The organism is Bradyrhizobium sp. USDA 4473, assembly GCF_054063335.1.
On the sequence record NZ_JBSSGE010000001.1, the window covers coordinates 1 to 17,022 of the forward strand.

General features: G+C 64.4%; 15 protein-coding genes and 1 pseudogene. 4 read left to right on the plus strand and 12 right to left on the minus strand.

Features of this window, described 5'->3' with window-relative positions:
* Positions 1-519: ABC transporter permease (locus tag ACVW17_RS00005; protein ID WP_456796637.1), on the plus strand; the 519-nt coding region annotated here is incomplete at its 5' end.
* A gap of 96 nt (positions 520-615) precedes the next feature.
* On the plus strand, positions 616-1,548 hold the full coding sequence (locus ACVW17_RS00010; RefSeq protein ID WP_456796638.1) for a sugar-binding protein: 933 nt from the start codon (positions 616-618) through the stop codon (positions 1,546-1,548).
* Between the two features lie 93 nt (positions 1,549-1,641).
* Here the strand turns inward: ACVW17_RS00010 and eutC are convergent, their stop codons facing one another.
* The 11 genes from eutC to ACVW17_RS00065 all read right to left on the minus strand — a co-directional run bounded on the left by eutC (position 1,642) and on the right by ACVW17_RS00065 (position 14,052).
* Positions 1,642-2,433, minus strand: coding sequence for an ethanolamine ammonia-lyase subunit EutC (eutC, locus tag ACVW17_RS00015; protein WP_456796639.1), 792 nt, complete (start codon positions 2,431-2,433; stop codon positions 1,642-1,644).
* A gap of 1 nt (position 2,434) precedes the next feature.
* Positions 2,435-3,826, minus strand: coding sequence for an ethanolamine ammonia-lyase subunit EutB (locus ACVW17_RS00020; RefSeq protein ID WP_456796640.1), 1,392 nt, complete (start codon positions 3,824-3,826; stop codon positions 2,435-2,437).
* A gap of 5 nt (positions 3,827-3,831) precedes the next feature.
* Positions 3,832-4,620: a histidinol-phosphatase gene (gene hisN, locus ACVW17_RS00025; protein ID WP_456796641.1), complete on the minus strand. Its 789-nt coding sequence runs from the start codon at positions 4,618-4,620 to the stop codon at positions 3,832-3,834.
* Positions 4,620-5,555, minus strand: a complete 936-nt coding sequence (locus tag ACVW17_RS00030; protein ID WP_456796642.1) for a phosphotransferase — start codon at positions 5,553-5,555, stop codon at positions 4,620-4,622. The genes hisN and ACVW17_RS00030 overlap by 1 nt, the downstream gene beginning before the upstream one ends.
* A gap of 18 nt (positions 5,556-5,573) precedes the next feature.
* Positions 5,574-6,539, minus strand: a complete 966-nt coding sequence (locus ACVW17_RS00035) for a phosphotransferase (protein ID WP_456796643.1) — start codon at positions 6,537-6,539, stop codon at positions 5,574-5,576.
* Positions 6,536-7,825, minus strand: coding sequence for an allantoate amidohydrolase (locus tag ACVW17_RS00040; RefSeq protein WP_456796644.1), 1,290 nt, complete (start codon positions 7,823-7,825; stop codon positions 6,536-6,538). The genes ACVW17_RS00035 and ACVW17_RS00040 overlap by 4 nt, the downstream gene beginning before the upstream one ends.
* On the minus strand, positions 7,818-8,579 hold the full coding sequence (locus ACVW17_RS00045) for a DeoR/GlpR family DNA-binding transcription regulator (RefSeq protein ID WP_456796645.1): 762 nt from the start codon (positions 8,577-8,579) through the stop codon (positions 7,818-7,820). Before ACVW17_RS00045 ends, ACVW17_RS00040 begins: the two co-directional genes overlap by 8 nt.
* 67 nt (positions 8,580-8,646) lie before the next feature.
* On the minus strand, positions 8,647-10,488 hold the full coding sequence (locus ACVW17_RS00050; RefSeq protein WP_456796646.1) for an ABC transporter ATP-binding protein: 1,842 nt from the start codon (positions 10,486-10,488) through the stop codon (positions 8,647-8,649).
* On the minus strand, positions 10,485-11,405 hold the full coding sequence (locus tag ACVW17_RS00055) for an ABC transporter permease (protein WP_456796647.1): 921 nt from the start codon (positions 11,403-11,405) through the stop codon (positions 10,485-10,487). Before ACVW17_RS00055 ends, ACVW17_RS00050 begins: the two co-directional genes overlap by 4 nt.
* A gap of 13 nt (positions 11,406-11,418) precedes the next feature.
* The gene (locus ACVW17_RS00060) at positions 11,419-12,399 is read right to left on the minus strand and encodes an ABC transporter permease (protein ID WP_456796648.1); all 981 of its coding nucleotides are present in this window, start codon (positions 12,397-12,399) and stop codon (positions 11,419-11,421) included.
* 69 nt (positions 12,400-12,468) lie between these two features.
* Positions 12,469-14,052 carry an ABC transporter substrate-binding protein gene (locus tag ACVW17_RS00065; RefSeq protein ID WP_456796649.1) on the minus strand — a complete coding sequence of 528 codons (1,584 nt, stop codon included), beginning with the start codon at positions 14,050-14,052 and terminating at the stop codon, positions 12,469-12,471.
* A gap of 47 nt (positions 14,053-14,099) precedes the next feature.
* On the opposite strand from ACVW17_RS00065, the gene ACVW17_RS00070 reads away from it, so the two are divergent.
* Together ACVW17_RS00070 and ACVW17_RS00075 are read left to right on the plus strand one after the other, a co-directional pair.
* The gene (locus ACVW17_RS00070; RefSeq protein WP_456796650.1) at positions 14,100-14,447 is read left to right on the plus strand and encodes a hypothetical protein; all 348 of its coding nucleotides are present in this window, start codon (positions 14,100-14,102) and stop codon (positions 14,445-14,447) included.
* A gap of 1,631 nt (positions 14,448-16,078) precedes the next feature.
* Entirely contained in the window at positions 16,079-16,375 is a 297-nt protein-coding gene (locus tag ACVW17_RS00075) for a hypothetical protein (protein ID WP_456796651.1), read from the plus strand.
* A gap of 93 nt (positions 16,376-16,468) precedes the next feature.
* Here ACVW17_RS00075 and ACVW17_RS00080 read toward each other — a convergent pair.
* Positions 16,469-16,974, minus strand: a pseudogene (locus tag ACVW17_RS00080) (GNAT family N-acetyltransferase).
* Between the last annotated feature and the right edge of the window lie 48 nt (positions 16,975-17,022).

The following is a 17,022-nucleotide window of genomic DNA, read 5'->3' on the forward strand; positions in this document are numbered from 1 at the left end:
CCGAGCGGTCCCGAAGCCAGCTATTTCTACACGCTGACATCGGGTGTCGTGTTCGGCATGCCGGCGCCGTTCATCTATCTCGTGGTGCTCGCGGTCGCGATGGCGGTCGTGCTGCACCACACCGGTTTCGGCCGCCACGTCTTTGCCGTCGGCGGCAATGAGAAGGCGGCCGCGCTCACCGGCATTCCGGTGGTGCGCGTCAAGATCGAGATCTATGTGATCTGCGCGCTTGCCGCGGGTTTGCAGGGCATCATCATCTGCGGCTGGCTGGGATCGGCGCCGGCGAACATGGCGACGTCCTACGAGCTCAACGTCATTGCCGCCGCGGTGATCGGCGGCGCCAATCTCGCCGGCGGTGCCGGCGGCCCGCTCGGCGCCATCGTCGGCTGCGTGCTGCTCGAGGTGATCCGCAACGGCCTCGTGCTCGCGCAGGTCAACTCCTATTGGCAGCAGACCTTGGTGGGCGTGATCATCATCGCCGCGGTGCTGGTCGACCGCCTGCGCTCGCGCATGGCCTGAAAGAGCTCGTCCCGGAGGATCGCGAATGTCCGCCTGTCCGCCTCCGGGAGCCGCTGATTGCAACGGACGGGCACAAAAACAATGTGGAGGGACGCAATGAGGAAGGCACTTCTTGCCGCCGCGGTCTTCGCCATGATGGCGACGCCCGGCTTTGCCCAGAGCTACAAATTCGTGATCGTGCCCAAGGCGATGAACAATCCGTTCTTCGATTTCGCGCGCGATGGATGTCAGAAGCGCGCCAAGGAGCTCGGCAACATCGAATGCATCTACAAGGGGCCGGTCGAGCATGAGCCTGCGACGCAAGCGCAGATCATCCAGGACTTCATCACCCAGAAGGTGGACGGTCTCGCCATCTCGGTCGCCGATGTCGCGGCGATGACCAAGTCGATCGAGGCGGCAACGGCAGCCGGCATTCCCGTCATCACGTTCGACTCGGACGCACCTGGCTCGAAGCGGATCAGCTATATCGGCACCGACAACAAGGAGTTCGGCATCGCGCTCGGCAAGCAATTGCTGAAGCTGCGGCCCGATGGCGGCAAGTACGCGATGATCTCCGGCGGGCCAGGTGCGGAGAACCTGGCCGAACGGGTCGACGGCGTCCGGGAAGCCCTCAAGGGCTCAAAATGGGCCGAAGTCGGTGGCTCGCCGACCTTCTGCAACGATGACCCCGCGCTCGGCGTCCAGCAGATGACCGATCTGCGCACCGCGACCCCCGACCTTGCGGCGATCATCCCGGTCGGCGGCTGGCCGATGTTCGCTCCGGAAGGCTTCAAGGCCTTCGCCAGCAAAAGCAAGAAGGACATCGACGCCGGCAAGTTCACGCTTGTCGTCGCCGACACCCTCCGGATGCAGCTCGAATTGCTGAATGAGGGTTACGCCAATGCGCTGATCGGCCAGCGTCCGTTCGAGATGGGCGAGAAGGCGATGGATACGCTGCTCGCCATCAAGAAGGGGCAGAAGGTGCCGCAGATCATCCACACCGGTCTCGACATCGTGACAAAGGACAACGTCGCGGCGATGTTGAAGTAGCCGCGCGCAATGGCTCGATAGGACGGCGATCGGCGATGCGATCTTGCTTCACCGATCGTCACCGCCTGGGCCTGAACAACCCGACAGGTACGGTCAGGATTTTGGCTGCCTTGTGCCATCCGCGACTGCTGCTCGGCCGTGCGCCTCCAGGGCAGCCTTCAATCCAACTCCGCTGATGCCGGTCTTGAGCATATCCGCCACCAGTGACGCGACAGCGTTCGCCGCGTCGTCGATTGCGAGCCCGCCGTCACGGATGTTGGAGATGCAATTGCGCCGCGAATCCGGCGTACCGGGCTTCGGCCAGCAGGTGACGTAGATCCCGGCGCTGTCGGCCGCGGAGAGGCCGGGACGTTCACCGATCACCGTAATGCAGATCTGCGCGCCAAGCGCTTCCGCGATGGGATCGCCGAGCGCCACCCGCGCCTGCGATGCCAGCACAAGCGGCGCGAGGGCGAGCCGACGTGCCGTGAGGTGCTCGACGATCGTCCGCACCAGCGGCACGGCGTTGACCTCGATGGCACTGGCGGACAATCCGTCCGCCACCACGATCACGATCGCACCATCCGATGCGATGCCGGCAAGGCGCTTCGCGGAATCGGCCGAGAGCTTCCGGCCCATATCGGGACGGCGGACATAGCTGGCACGGTCGACGGCCTGGCTTTCGACCTCGACGACGCCGAGCTTCACTTCGTCCAACGCGCCCCGCAGGGCAGTCCAATCGACCTCGGACCAGACCGCCTGCCGCGCACGCGCATGATCGAGCAGGAAGGATTGCGCCGCCCGCGTCGGCAACCCCGCGCCGAACCGGCCGAGCAGCACCCGCGCGTCGGTCATCTGGCGCAAGTCGAATGATACCGGAACCGGCGGTTCGTGGTCGTCGGTCATGTCAGGCACCGGGCAATCGCGCGTTCGCCATGTAGTCCGCGAGCCGCGGCGGCGTCTCCAGCAGGCGGCCGGCCCGATCGGTCAGCCCGATCTCGACGAGCCAGCGTTCGAACTCCGGCGCCGGCGGCCGCTTCAGCGTTTCACGGCAATAGACGGCATCGTGATGCGCGAGCGACTGGTAGTTCAGCATCACATCGTCAGCGCCGGGCACCGTGATGACGAAATTGACATTGGCCGCGCAGAGCAACGTCAGCAGCGCGTCCATGTCCTCCTGGTCGGCGTCCGCGTGGTTGGTGTAGCAGACGTCGACGCCCATCGGCAGGCCGAGCAGCTTGCCGCAGAAATGATCCTCGAGCCCCGCGCGAATGATCTGCTTGCCGTTGAACAGATATTCCGGCCCGATGAACCCGACCACGGTGTTGACGAGCAGCGGGCTGAACTCGCGCGCGACCGCGTAGGCGCGGGCTTCCATGGTCTGCTGATCGACGCCGAAATTCGCCTCGGCCGACAGGGCTGCGCCCTGCCCGGTCTCGAAATACATCAGATTGGCGCCGGTCGCGCCACGCCCCAGCCCGCGCACCGCCTCATGGGCCTCCTTCAACAGAGCGAGGCTGACGCCGAACCCTTCATTGGCCTTCTGCGAGCCGGCGATCGACTGGAACACGAGATCGACCGGTGCGTTCGCCGCGACGGCTTTCAAAGCCGTCGTCACATGCCCCAGACAACAGGTTTGCGTCGGGATCGACAGGCGGCTGCGCAGTTCGTCGAGCAGGGAGACGATCCGGATATAGTCGTCCACCGTATCGGTCGCCGGATTGACCCCGATCACCGCGTCGCCCGATCCCATCAACAGCCCATCGATCGCCGAAGCCGCAATGCCATAGGAATCATCGGTCGGATGATTTGGCTGATTGCGCGTCGAGAGCCGTCCGCTGAGCCCGATCGTCGAACGGAATGTCGTCACCACTTCCCGCTTCGACGCCACCGAGATCAGATCCTGCAACCGCATGATCTTCGAGACCGCAGCGACCATTTCGGGCGTCAGGCCACCCGCCACCGCCTCGAACTGCCGCTGGCCGGTCTCCGGCTTGAGCAGCCATTCGCGGAATTCGCCGACCGTCAGCGACGAGACCACCGCGAAGGCCGCCGGATCGTGGCGATCCATGATCAGGCGCGAGACATCGTCGATCTCGGCTGGAATCAGCTCCTCGGCCAGGAAGGCCTTGAGCGGCAGATCGGCGAGCGCCATCTGCGCCGCAAGCCGCTCGACCGGACCGTCCGCGGCGATGCCGGCGAGCTGATCGCCCGACCGCTCCGGCGTCGCCTTGGCCAGCAGGTCCCTGAGGTCGGCAAAGTCGTAGACCGTTCCTTCGATGGTCGTCTTGTAGGACATGATAGCTACCGCTGGATCAAAGCGAGCGCTTCAGCATGAAGCCGCTGCGTTGCCGTCGCCAGGACGCGCCCTTGCGAATGAATCGAGAGCGGGCATCCCTCCCAATCGGTGATGCAGCCGCCGGCGCCCTGCACGATCGGTACCAACGCCATGTAGTCATAGGGCTGAAGCCCGGTTTCGAGAACGATGTCGCAATGTCCCGACGCGAGCAGGCCATAGGTGTAGCAATCGCCGCCGAAACGGCGCATCCGCGCAGCGCGCGACAACCGCTCGAACGCCTCCGCTTCGCCTTTGACGAACATATCGGGTGACGTAGTGTAGAAACGCGCATCCGCGACGCTCGCGCACGCGCTGGTCCGTGCCAATCCACCGCCGAACCGCGTCAAGCCGGGCTTTGCCGTCCACCGTTCGCCGGTAAAGGGAACGTCGATCAGGCCGCAGAACGGTTGCTGCCGATAGGTCAGGGCGATCAGCGTGCCGAACAACGGGAAGCCGCTGATGAAGCTCTTGGTGCCGTCGATCGGATCGACGATCCAGGTGAACGCGCCGCCCGGCTTGGCTCCGATCTCCTCGCCGATGATGCCATGCTCCGGAAAGCGCGCCTGGATCCTTTCCCGGAGCCGCAGCTCGACGGCCCGATCGGCAATCGTCACCGGGCTGGCATCGGACTTGGCGGCAACGTCCAGCGGCGTGCGGAAATAGGACAGCACGATGGGCCTGACCGAATCCGCGAGCTCGGCAGCGAATGAGAGATAGACGTCGGCATCGTCTGCCGTGACGGCGTGCTGGGCCATTACAACGCCTTCAGGAACAGCGGCCATCGCGGATCGTGGATGATGGAGCGCGCGCGCATGTGCTTCCAGATGCCGTATTTGTAGAAATCGAAATCCAGCGTCGAGATCCGGTTCTGCACCATCGCCCAGGTGCTCCATTTGATATCGGCGAGCGCCTTGTGGACGACGAAGCGCGCATGCCAGCGCTTGTCGTAGCGGCCGAAATACGCCTCGATGATCTCCTTCTCGACGTCTTCGGAGAAGAAATGCTCGCTGCTCCAGATCGCGAGGTCGTAGAGCCGCTCGTTGTTGGACGCATATTCGAAGTCGATCAGCTTGACCGACCCGTCCGCGCCGACCAGGAAGTTTCCCGGCATGGGATCGTTGAAGCAGGGAACGAGGTCGAGCCCGGCCGCCTCGAGCGCCGCGCGCGCCTGCTGATACTGGCGGTAGAGCCAGGCATGGTCCTCGGGCCAGTAACCGCCGAGGTGCCTCACCTGCTCATAATGTTCCTCGATCATGTCGAACACGGTCTTGGTCAGCGGCAGCGGCGGTGCCTCGTGGAAGCGGCGATAGATCTGCACCACATTGGCGCGAAACGCCGGATCGACGAAATCGCGGTGGGTCGATGGCCGCCGCTCATCGAGAAACTCGGAGACCTCGATGTCGAGATGGTCGAGGAAGTCGAAGGTGCGGGGACCGACATCGATCGCCTCGGCCTGTCTGCTGGCGGCCCGCGCCGCGCCCCGATCGATGAACATCTCGGTGCCGCGCCCCGGGATCTTCACGAAATATCCGACCGGATCATGCTCGACCGCGACGCGGAAATTGGTGTTGCTGATGCCGCCCGACACCGGCTGATACGACAAACGGCGCCCCTTCCAGGCGCCGACCTGAACGATCGCGGCCTCGAGCGCCCGCTCCGAATCCGACCGGCCCATGCCAACTTCGATCATGTTGCTGTTTTGCCTCCGCTAGAGCGATCGCAGCCGCTGCTCGAACGCCGGATGTCCGAGCAGCATCCGGCAACGCAAGAACCGCCATTCCGCATATTTCAGGAACTCGACGCCACGCAGCGGCGATCGCGCGTGCTGCAGCAGGCTGCGCAACGCCCAATAGAGATCGTCCGCCGCGGCATAGAGCCTGCATCGACCGAACGCCTGATCGCTGAAGCGCCCATCATGGATCTCCAGCAGCGGCTTCATCTGGCTCTCGAACTGGAACAGCTCGTTCATCTGGACACCAAGCTGGTAGTAGGGATCGAGATCGCCGGCCATGTCGAAATCCACCAGCATCATCGCTCCATCCGGACCGAGCATCACGTTGGAGGAATGCGGATCGCCGTGCGCGGGCTTCAGTTCGACTCCGGTCGCAGCGATCGCTTCGCGGATCGCCGTCATCCACGCCTGCATCCACTCAGCATCGGCCGGAAGCACGGCTCCCGCCGCGGTGACCAGCGACCGCAGCCGATCGATGCCGTCGAAAACCGACCAGGGCCGTCCGAACGGCTCGCCCGCGGCGATCGACGTCTGCATCTCGACGAGCCGGACAAGCGCGTCCTGCTGCATCAGATCGTCGATCTTCGCCGTGCGCCAGCCGTCGCCCAGCCGCGCGAACAGCACGGCTCTCTCCGCCGGCGCGCAGGCGATCGGCTGCGGCGACAGATCGAGGCTGTAAAGCCGGCGCGCCGCCGCAAAGGCCACGTCGTCGTCGACCAGCTCGGCCACCTCGTCGTTTGCCAGCCGCAGGAACAGCGTCGCATCGCCGCCCTCGGGGGCGACGTTGAACGAGGTCGACTCGACGGCATGGTAGGATGGCGAGGCCACCGGGAACGTGGCCGCAGCATAGGCCGCGCGCGCGGCATCGATGACCGGCAAGCTTGCGATCGCGCGCTCGGCGCGTTGCTCAAGGGCTGTGTTGGGATCGCCGAGCGCTTTCATGCCGCCGTCCCGATCGGGTCGATTGCCCGCAGGCCTTCGCTGGCGATCGCGTAGAGCATGTCCGCCAGGATCTGCGTTCCGGTCGCCTGGTCGGAGGCGTCAGTGAACTCGGTCGGATGATGGATGACGCCGTCGCGCGAGCGCACGGCCATCACCACCGAGTGACAGACATCGGACATCGCCACGGCATCATGGCCGCCGATCGTATCGAGATGGCGCGCCGTCTCGCCGTGTGCGGCCGCCGTCCGCTCGGCCAGCGAGATCAGCCCTTGCGCAAATCCGCCGGCCTTGCGGCGGTCGACCGCCCTGACCTGGTAGGTGACGCCGGCCTTGTCCGCCGCGGCCTCGATCCGGAGCTTCATCTTGCGTTCGGCTTCGGCGAGAACCTGGGGCGATCCCGAGCGCAATTCGATGAACAGAACCGCCTCTGACGGCACTGTATTGGGCGAATTCGGAAACACTTCGAGGCGGCCGACGGACGTATGCAGATCGAGGCCGTGCTCGCCGGCGATCTGCTTCAGATCCGCAATGAGATAGGCGGCGGCGAGCACCGCGTCCTTGCGCTCCGCCATCGGCGTGGCGCCGGTGTGGGCTTGCCGGCCGAGAAAGGCGAGACGATATTTGGTTGCACCCCAGAAGCGGGTGAAGATTCCGAAGCTTTCACCCGCCTCGAACAGCGCCTTGTCGCCTTCAATGTGCAGTTCGATCAGCGCGCCGGGAATCGCCACCTTGTCCTTGCCGGCATAGCCGATCTCGGCAAGCGATTGGCGCACGGTCACGCCGTCGCCATCCCTGCGGTCGAGCGCCCATTCGAGCTCCGTCGCGCCGGCGAACACGCTGCTGCCCAGCAGGCTCGGCTGAAACCGTGCGCCTTCCTCGTTGGTCCAGTTCACCACCTGGAAATTGCAGATCGGCAGCTTGTTCTCCGCCTTCAATCTCTCGGACACGGCGAGCACCGCTTCGCAGGCCGAGACCACGCCAAGCGCGCCGTCGAAGCGGCCGCCATTGGGCTGGCTGTCGATATGCGATCCGACCATGACGACCGGCGCGTTGGTGCCCGCCATCGACAGGCTGCCGAACTGGTTGCCGATCGCATCCACCGCCTCGGCAAAGCCGTTGCGGGCGAACCAGCGGCCGAGCCAGTCGCGCGCTGCCCCGTCTTCCTTCGACAGCGCGAGCCGCGTCATGGATCCGTCCGGCCCGCCGCCGATCGTCGACAATTCGTCCATCATCGCCTGGAGACGCGATGGATTGATGGGAGCGCGGCTTGGGGCGATGTCAGGCATAGATGATTTCCACGTTGGATTTGAGGAATTGCTCGGAGAAGGCTTTGGTCAGGGTACCGCCCGTGATGACCCCATCGACGTCGTGCAGGCCGAAGGTGTGGATCGAGCCGAGGCGGCCGAATTTGGAGTTGTCGGCAACGATGACCGAACGCTTGGCCTGCCCGCGCGCCACGCGTCGGATGATCGCCTCGTCCTCGCCATAGTCCATGAAGCCCCGCTCGGCATGAACCGCGCTGATCGCGATGATCGCAAGATCGAAGAAGTGCTCCTTCATCGCGGCCACCGTCTCCGGCCCGAAGGTCGCCTGATAGTCCGGTCGCAACCGCCCGCCGAGCACGCGGACGCTCGGCGTCGACGAATAGTAGAAGTGAGCTGCGACCGCGAGCGAGTTGCTCACGATCGTCAGATCCCTGCGGGTTTCGAGATGCTTCAGGCACGCCAGCGCCGTGGTCCCCTCGTCGACGAAGATCTTCATGCCGTCCTTGACCAGCGCCGCCGCGGCCTCGCCGATCCGCGCCTTTTCCCTCGCGCCGACGCGCAAACGCTCGGCAAACGGCTGATCGCTCTCCTGCCAGTCGAGCACGGCACCGCCATAGACGCGCCGGGCAAAGCCCTGGGTCTCGAGCTCCCTGAGATCGCGCCGGATCGATTCCTCGCTGACCTTGAACTGATCGACGAGATCCTTGACGTGGACCCGCTGCTTCTGACGCAGCAGATCGCGGATCAGCTCCAGGCGATGCTCCGTAAAGCTCATGGCCGCTCCCCGGTTGTCACGGCACTGCCGGCCGTTTCACGATGCATGTTTTCGTTTCCGACCCATCTCATGGCACAGCGGCACCCGCTTCGGCAAAGCTGCCGGACGCCGTCGACGGCACCACCAGATGACAGGCCGCGAAATCCTGCCGCTCCCGCACCGTCAGGCTGGGCTGAAGGCGGCCGCATTTGTTCATGGCCTGCGGGCAGCGCGACCTGAAGCTGCAGCCGACGGGAATGTCGAGCGGGCTCGGCGGCTCCCCCTCCAGCAGGCATTCCTCCGGTCGATAGCGCCGCTGCTCGAGTGTCGGCATCGCGCTCAGCAGCGCCTTCGTATAGGGGTGCGCCGGATCGAAGAACAGACGCTCATTGTCGGCGAGTTCGAAGACCTCGCCGAGATACATCACGGCCACGCGATTGCAGGCCTTCCGCACCATGGCGAGGTCATGCGAGATGAAGATGTAGGTGAGGTCGTATTCCTTCTGGAGCTTCTGGAACAGGTCGAGCAGCTTGAACTGCTCGGACTGGTCGAGCGCCGACAGCGTCTCGTCCATGATCAGGATTTCCGGCTCGAGCACCAGTGCACGGGCAACATTGACGCGTTGCCGCTGCCCCGCGCTCAAGCCCAGCGGCAGCTCCTCGTAGAGCTCGGCCGGCAGCCCCACCTCTCCCATCACCTTCAACACGCGCTCGCGGATCCTGGCCTTGTCGCGCCATCCGTGCGTCCGCAGCGGGTCCTCCAGCATCGTTCCGATACCGGTCCGCGGCGGCAACGAACCGAAGGGGTCCTGCAGCACCATTTGCAGCTTGCCACGAAACTCGAGCAGCGCCCTGCCCTTCAGCGTCGCGATATCCTTGTCTGCACAGAGAATCTGTCCCGAACTCGGCAGCTCGAGCCGGCTGAGCAGCCGCATCAGGGTCGATTTTCCGCAGCCGGATTCACCGACGATGGCGAAGCTGTCGCCGCGGCGGATGTCGAAAGTGACGTTGCGCACCGCGCGCACCAGATTGACCCCGCCGAAGCCGGTCTTCTTCCTGACCTTGTAGATCTGCGAAGCGTCGCGGAGACTGAGCACCACCTCGCGCTGCGCGTCGAGACGCGGCGTTGCCGCCGGTTCACCCCATATTTTCGGCGTCTGCCGGACCAGCTCGCGGGTGTAGGGATAGACCGGCCGGTCGATCAGGTCTTCGCTTGACTGCTCCTCGACGATGCGGCCTGCATCCATCACCAGGATGCGCGAGCAGGCCTCGCGCGCCACCGGCAGCGAAGACGATACGAACAGCACGGCGGTGTTGAACGTCGCCGTCAGTTCCTTCATCAGCCGGATCACCTGGGCCGCCACGGTGACATCGAGCGGCTGCGTGACGTTGTCGGCCACCAGCAGCGCGGGATTGGTCACCAGCGCGTCCACGATGAGCGCCCGCTGCATCATGCCGCCGGAGAATTGCGAGGGATAGTCGTGAAAGCGATTGCGCGCCGATGGAATCCGCACGGCATCGAGCAGCTCGACGACGCGGGTTTCGGCCTCTCGCCGCGACACCCCGGGCACGACCGCGCGCATCTTCTCGACGATCTGGGCGCCGACCGGCAGGGTCGGATCGAGCGCCCCCATCGGGTTGGCGCCGACATAGGACACCCGCTGGCGCAGCAGGCGCATGTCGCTGCCGCGCATCGCGTAGATGTCCTGTCCCTCGAACCGCACCTCGCCGGACCGCTTGGTCAGCGGCGGCTCGAGCCAGTTGACCACGGCCTTGGACAGCACGGTCTTGCCCGATCCGCTGGCGCCGACGACGCCGACGATCTCGCGCGGCGCGAGGCTCAGCGAGACGCTGTCGAGGATGATCTTCGCCGATCCGGTGCGGCCGGCGGCCACCGTGACGTTCCTGAGTGCGAGCAGCGGCTGCGTCATGCTTCCGCCCCTCCATGAACCGTGTTGCGCGCGCGTTCGAGCGAGGCCCCGATCAGGTTGATGCTGGTGAGGGTCAATCCGAGGAACAGGCCGGGCATGGTGGCGATCCACCATGCGTTCAGCAGGTATTTGCGCCCATCCGCGATGATATTGCCGAATGTCGGGGTCGGCGGCTGCACGCCGAGCCCGAGAAAGCCGAGCGTCGATTCGAAGATCATCATGCGGGCGACGTCGAGCACGGAGGTGAACAGCACCGGCGGCAGCAGCAGCGGAAGCAGCAGACTGAGGATGATGCGAAAATCGGTCGAGCCGCCGATCTTCGCGGCACGGACATATTCGCGCTGCCGCTCCGTCATCACGATGCTGCGCATGATGCGCGCATAGACCGGCCAGTTGGACACCCCGAGGACCAGGATGATCGCGGGGATGGTCGGCCGGGAGACGCCAAGCACTGAGATCGCGAGGATGATCATCGGGATCGAGAGCTGGGCGTCGGTCAGCCGCATGATGACGGCGTCGGTTCGGCCACCGAAATAGCCGGCGACCGTGCCGAGCGCACAGCCGATCACCAGCATGACGATGACAGACGCGACGCCGATCAGGAACGAGTAGCGCAAGCCCACCAGCGAGCGCACCAGCATGTCGCGGCCGATCTGATCGGTGCCGAGCGGATGCGCCCAGCTCCAGTTATTGCCGAGAAACAGCGGCGGCAGCAGACGGGCCTTGATGTCCATCTTGGTCGGATCGAGGCTGCTCAATTCCGGATAGAGTGCCGTCGCCAGCGCAAGCACGACGAAAATGCCGAGCCCGACGCGGAAGCCCGGCGTCGATGCCGCTCTGTCCAGGATGCGTCGGGCGATGGAGCGGGGGGCCGGTTTGCGCATGATCGGCGCATCGGCAGCAGTTGCGACTGACATCAATATTCGAACCTCAATATTCCAGCCGTGGGTCCATGGTGGTGGCGACGAGATCGACGACGATGTTGATCAGCACGAAGATGGCACTGGTGACGATGGCGATGCCCTGGATCAGCGGAAAGTCGCGCTGCAGCACCGCGTTGATGGTCAAGAGGCCAAGCCCCGGATAGTCGAAGATGTACTCGACGATGATCACCCCGCCGAGCAGGCTCGAGAACTGAATCCCGAGCAGATTGAGCAGCGGCACCGAGGCGTTGCGCAGCGCATGGTTTGCGATGATGCGGCCGCGGCCAAGGCCGCGAACGTGCCCCACCGCCACATAAGGCTCCGTCATCTGCGCCGACACCGAGCTGACGAGGGTCCGGATCAGGACCGGCGACAGTTCGACGGCGAGCACGATGGCCGGCAGGATCGTATAGGCGAACCCCTTGTAGCCGATCGCCGGCAACCACCCGAGCTTGACCGAGAACAGCAAGGCGAGGACGATTCCGAGCCAGAAGTTCGGCAGCGAGATGAAGATCGACGAAATGTAGAATGCGAGCTTGTCCGGCCATCGTCCGATCGCGAGACCACCGGCAATTCCGACGACACCTGAGAAGATCAGCGCGATCACCAGCGTCACGGCGGCGAGCTGCAGCGTCATGGGCAGCGCTTCCAGGATCAGGCTCATGACCTTTGCCCGCTCACCGCGCGTGGTGTCGTTGAAGGTCGCCCCGCCCGTCGCGGCGCCGTTGGCGGGCCGCACGAAGGATTGGCCGAGATCGCCGCGCACGACACCGCCCATGTAGCGTCCGAACTGGACGACGATCGGGTCGCGCAGACCCATGTCGGTCGCAATCTTCTCGATCAGCGCTTCCGGCGCCATGCCGCCCGCCATCAGGCGCACCGGATCGCCCGGCACGATTCGCAGCAGCGTGAAGATCAACAGCGACACCAGGAATATGATGAGGACGCCCTGAGCCAGACGCCGCAGCAGGAAATTCAGGACGAACATTCGCAAGCTCCGGAAGAGACATGGCAAACCGCGTGCCGGCCAAGCGCGGCACGCGGCGAGCATCCGTGATCAGGCGACGGGCCTGGAGGCATCCATCGATCCGTCCGGATAGATGTACAGGCCTTCGAAATCCTTCTGCATCGCGTGGATCATCACCGACGTGAACAGCGCGAGCGCCGGCATCTTCGAAGCCAGCAAAGGCATCGTCTCGGTCTGGAGGATCTTCTTGCGCTCCTCGAGCGTCGGCGCGCTGCGTTCCTTGTCGAGGCTGGCATCGATCGCCGGATCCTCGATGCCGCAGATGCGATGCGAGGAGGAATGGAAATGGGTACGGAGCACCAGGTCGGGCTCGGGCGAGCCGGTCGACCAGCCGCAGTCGACCATGTGGCCGGGGCCACCACCGGGGCGATGGTACAGCCGCTCGTTCCAGGCGGCAGGCTCGAGCACGGTCAGGCTGACATTGAAGCCCTGCTCGTTGAGCATCGCGGTGATGATCTCGCCATACTCCTTGGTCTTCGGATAGAAGCCCACGGAGGTGATGTATTCAAGCGGCGGCAGGCCCTTGCCGTTCGGAAAGCCGGCCTCGGCGAGCAACGCCTGGCTCTTCTTCGGGTCGAACTTCGGATAGTTCTCGAGATCGATGTAGCCGAACTTGACCGGCGACACGAAGTTGGACGACGCATGCCCGGCCGAGCCCAGCACCTCGAGAATGAGGTCGCGATTGATGGCGTGACAGGCGGCAAGCCGGATGCGCGGATCGCTGAAGGGCGGCTTCGAGCAGCGGAACCAGAGATATTTGTTCTCGACGGACACCACGCGATTGATGTGGATGTTGGGATTGCCCTTGACGGTATCGACCTGCTCGGGCTCGAGGCGCTCGACGATCGAGGCCTGGCCGTTCATCAACGACAGCATGCGCGTCGTGGAGTCGCCGGTGAAGGTGAAATTGATGCCCGCGATCGCCGGCTTGCCCTTGAAGTAGCCGTCGAAGGCCTTCATCACGGTATCGTTGCCGCGCTGCTCGACAAACTTGAAGGGACCGGTGCCATTGAGCCGCTGCGACAGCACGCCGCCCGGGCCGCCCGCGATATCCTTCGCCGACATGATCGGCAGGAAGGCCGCGAGGAACATGAAGAGATGCGCCGGATAGCCGCCCTTCGACGTGTCGACGATGACGGTGTAGTCGTCGGGCGTCTCGATCTTCAGCGTGTCGGACGGGCCGGGGTACCATTGCGCCGGGCGATCGGGCTTTGAGCCGTATTCGAACGTGGCCTTGACGTCCTCCGCCTTGAACGGCTTGCCGTCGTGGAAGAGCACGCCCTGCCGCAGCTTGATCTGCAGGCGATTGGGATCGAGCAACTTGATGTCGGTGGCGAGCTCGTAGACCACCTCACCGGGGTTCTCGAGCTTCATCGGCGTGCGGGTGAGGAAACCCATCACGAAGCCTTCGATGTTCTTCTGCGACAGCGTCGTGTGGGCGGTCGGATCCCAATTGCCGGTGATGTTCTCGGCCGACAGGAAGGTCATGGTCTTGCCGGCCTGCGCATGGGCTTGCCGGATGAAGAAGTCTGGATTGATCTGCGTGTAGCCCGCAGCAACCGCAGCTCCCGCTGCCCCCTTCAGAAAGTGGCGGCGGTCAAATTTCGGATGCATCGACATTCCCCTTTTTTGCAACGACCAGAGAATCGGTCAAAACGGTCATGCAGGAGGTGTGCCAGTTCGAATTTCTCGGAAATTTTGGGCCGATGAATGTGGCTTTTGACCGATTTTGCGGCAGACGCTCCTGCGGGATGTACAAGACCTGCCCTGAAACTGCCCCTCGGCGCGCAATCCGCCTCCGACAGATGCAGTTCATTGATCAGCGGTCGGGCGCGCCGACGCACAAAGCCGATGCAGCTGGTGATTTGCTGGTCCCTGATGGTGCCGCGCCTGACCGGCCGGCATTTGCGGCTGCGACGTTCGACGCCTTTGGCCGAACGATCATGGCGATCCGGCCGCGCACCGCCTGCCGTTCGGGCACGCGGAACCCGCAGGAGATCGCCGTTTGACCTGAAAGGATCGAATGATTGGTAGCGGGAGAGCGCTACCGCCTTTCCCCACAGCGACCAAACCTACGATACCTCATCCAATCTTACGCATAAAGTCATTCGGCAAGCCCCGCGAGCAGCACAGGTGTACGCTCATGCGGAGGAACATTGAAAGACACTCGGGTCTTGGTCGCATGAAGGCGCCCTCCGTCGCGGGAAATCGAAGGCGCGCATTTGCATCCGTCGGAAATGGGCGGCCAGCAAGCCGACCCACCCCGAGAGGTACGCTTTTGAGCGGAAACTCGCTTCGCCGGTCGACCGGGAGGAACGGTTTCCTAACTGCTTGCGTTGCACCGGAGCAGCAGGATCAGGCCGATCGAGATCGCCTTCCTGTTCAGGACCACGCAGACCCTCGTCCGCAGCGCGACCAAGAAGTTCGGCCTGAAATCCTATCCCGCATCGCGGGCTGGAAGGCATAGCGGAGCATCCTCGTTCAAAGCTGGCACGCGCGCCCCGATGGCGAAACCTGCGCCCAGTTCTGGCGGCGCCTGTGGGCACAGTATGGCCGGTGCCAGGACCATCCCCCTCTACAAGCTTGGCCTTGAGGCCCAGCCGCCGGACCGTCCGCGCAAGCGCGCAACGTCCGAACGGCCCACGATCAGGCCGAACAGCAAAGCTGCTTAGCCGAGCCGCTTATCCAGGCCGCGTACCCGAGCCAATCCGCCCGGCAAGCCAGACAGCCGAACCGGACAGGCCTGTGCGCGGGCGCCAGTCCGCAACGTCAGGTGTGTCATCGCCGCGCGCGTCAGGTCTAGAGACCAACGCCGGCGCGATGTCGAGAGAGCAACGCCATCGTCGCATCTGTCCGCCGTCATCGTTTGCGGCAATCACGCCGGCTGCCTGTCTGACCGCCTCCCAAGTTGCACCGGTTCTCGCCGGTTTTGCTCGCTCGCGCCCGCTTTGCCGGGCGTTTCATGGCCAATATCGGCTCCGCTCTGGTTCCATCCTGCAACCGGACAGCAACCGGAAAAAGCAGCACGCGAAAATGATCTCTGGTTGTATTTCGTGCTAATATCTCGTCCTGCGATTTCGACGCCGCGGGCACGGCGTGCGAGCACCTTCGTCGATACGCACTCCCTCGAAAGCAGTCGAGCCAACCACCGACCTTGCGGCCCAATCCGCACGCGCCTAGACTTGAGTCTTGCCGCTCGAGACCGCGCCCCAACGTCCGCACCGTGCCCGACCGGTCAGCCAAAAACACCACCCATCCGACAATCGTGCCCCTGGTCATTCACATGACCGTGATCGCCGCGTGACCAGTTCGGCCCGCTCGCGGCGCGCCACCTGAACCGCCCGTTTCAATTGCCCGGGGACGTTGCAGTCAAACCCAGCGCTCTCTTCGACCGTGCGTCACGGCCGGCGAACTGCGCGGCGCATAACCTGCGCCAAATTTGGTTGCGTTTGAATCCTTGGGGGACATCGAGGGCCGCCCGCCGTCATCGCCCCGCGATCGGGGCTTGCGCGTCGCGGGTCGGTCGCCGGTTGCGCAGACGTGCCAGCAAGGATTCGACTATCGTGGCGGAAGCCGCAGCCATATCCCACATCGGATGATCCGGGCACCTCGAGCCTTCCGCCCTCCCGAGGCCCCTGCCTTGCGGTCGCAAGGATTCGACTGCCGGCAAGAGCTCGACCAAAGACCCGATCGAGGTCCCAACCTGACGGCCGCGGCAACTCGCACACGTCACCGGATCTTCAGCCAGCGCAATGACAGGCTCTCGATCGCCTCGCTCGCCGGCATCTATGAAAAGGAGTGGATGCCGCCGCGGGCGCGCGAATGTTTCGAGGATGCCCGCAAGCAGCTCAACGATCACCTCGACAGTCCAGCGACCGTGACCTTTCCCGATGGCTATGCGGATGTGAGCTTCATGGACATTTGCGAGTCGCGATAGGCGCGACTGGAACGGCATACGCGATTGTTTGACGGAGGCTGTCCGAGACCGGTTCGAGCACGTGGCTTCGCTTCACGCAGTAGGCGGCGGGCACTACCCCGCACCGAGATTGCGGAGCATGTAGGTCGCGCCTTTGCCGTAGGACGCGATCTTTGCGCTCAACTCCGCATTCGTCGTGACGGGCCGAAAGCCGAGACGTTCCCATAGCGGTCGCGCGGCGTAGATTGAGACCAGCGCGAGAGCCGCAATGCCCGACGAGCGCGCGAGTTTCTCGATCGTCGCGACATAAGCGCGTGCCATACCGCCGCGGGCGTCGGGCAGCACAGCGATGTCATGTACATAAAGGCAATCCGCATCGTCAGGCAATCGTTCGAGAAAGCCGTCGAGCGGCGAAACTGATGCTGCTTCCAGGGATAAGCGAGCCCGTAGCCGACGATCGCCTCCTCCGCGGCGAGCACGCGGGCGCCATCAGTACAAAGCCGAATCTTTTCCGCGAACGCCTCGGGGCGCCCGAACAGATCAGGATGGATGCGCGCGGCGATCGCGCTGATCGCAGCAAGGTCACACGCGCGGGCGGGACGCCAATGCGGCTTGCTCATACCGGTCCGTTGCTCGATCTTGTCGATGCGCTCAGCAGAATCCGCCGT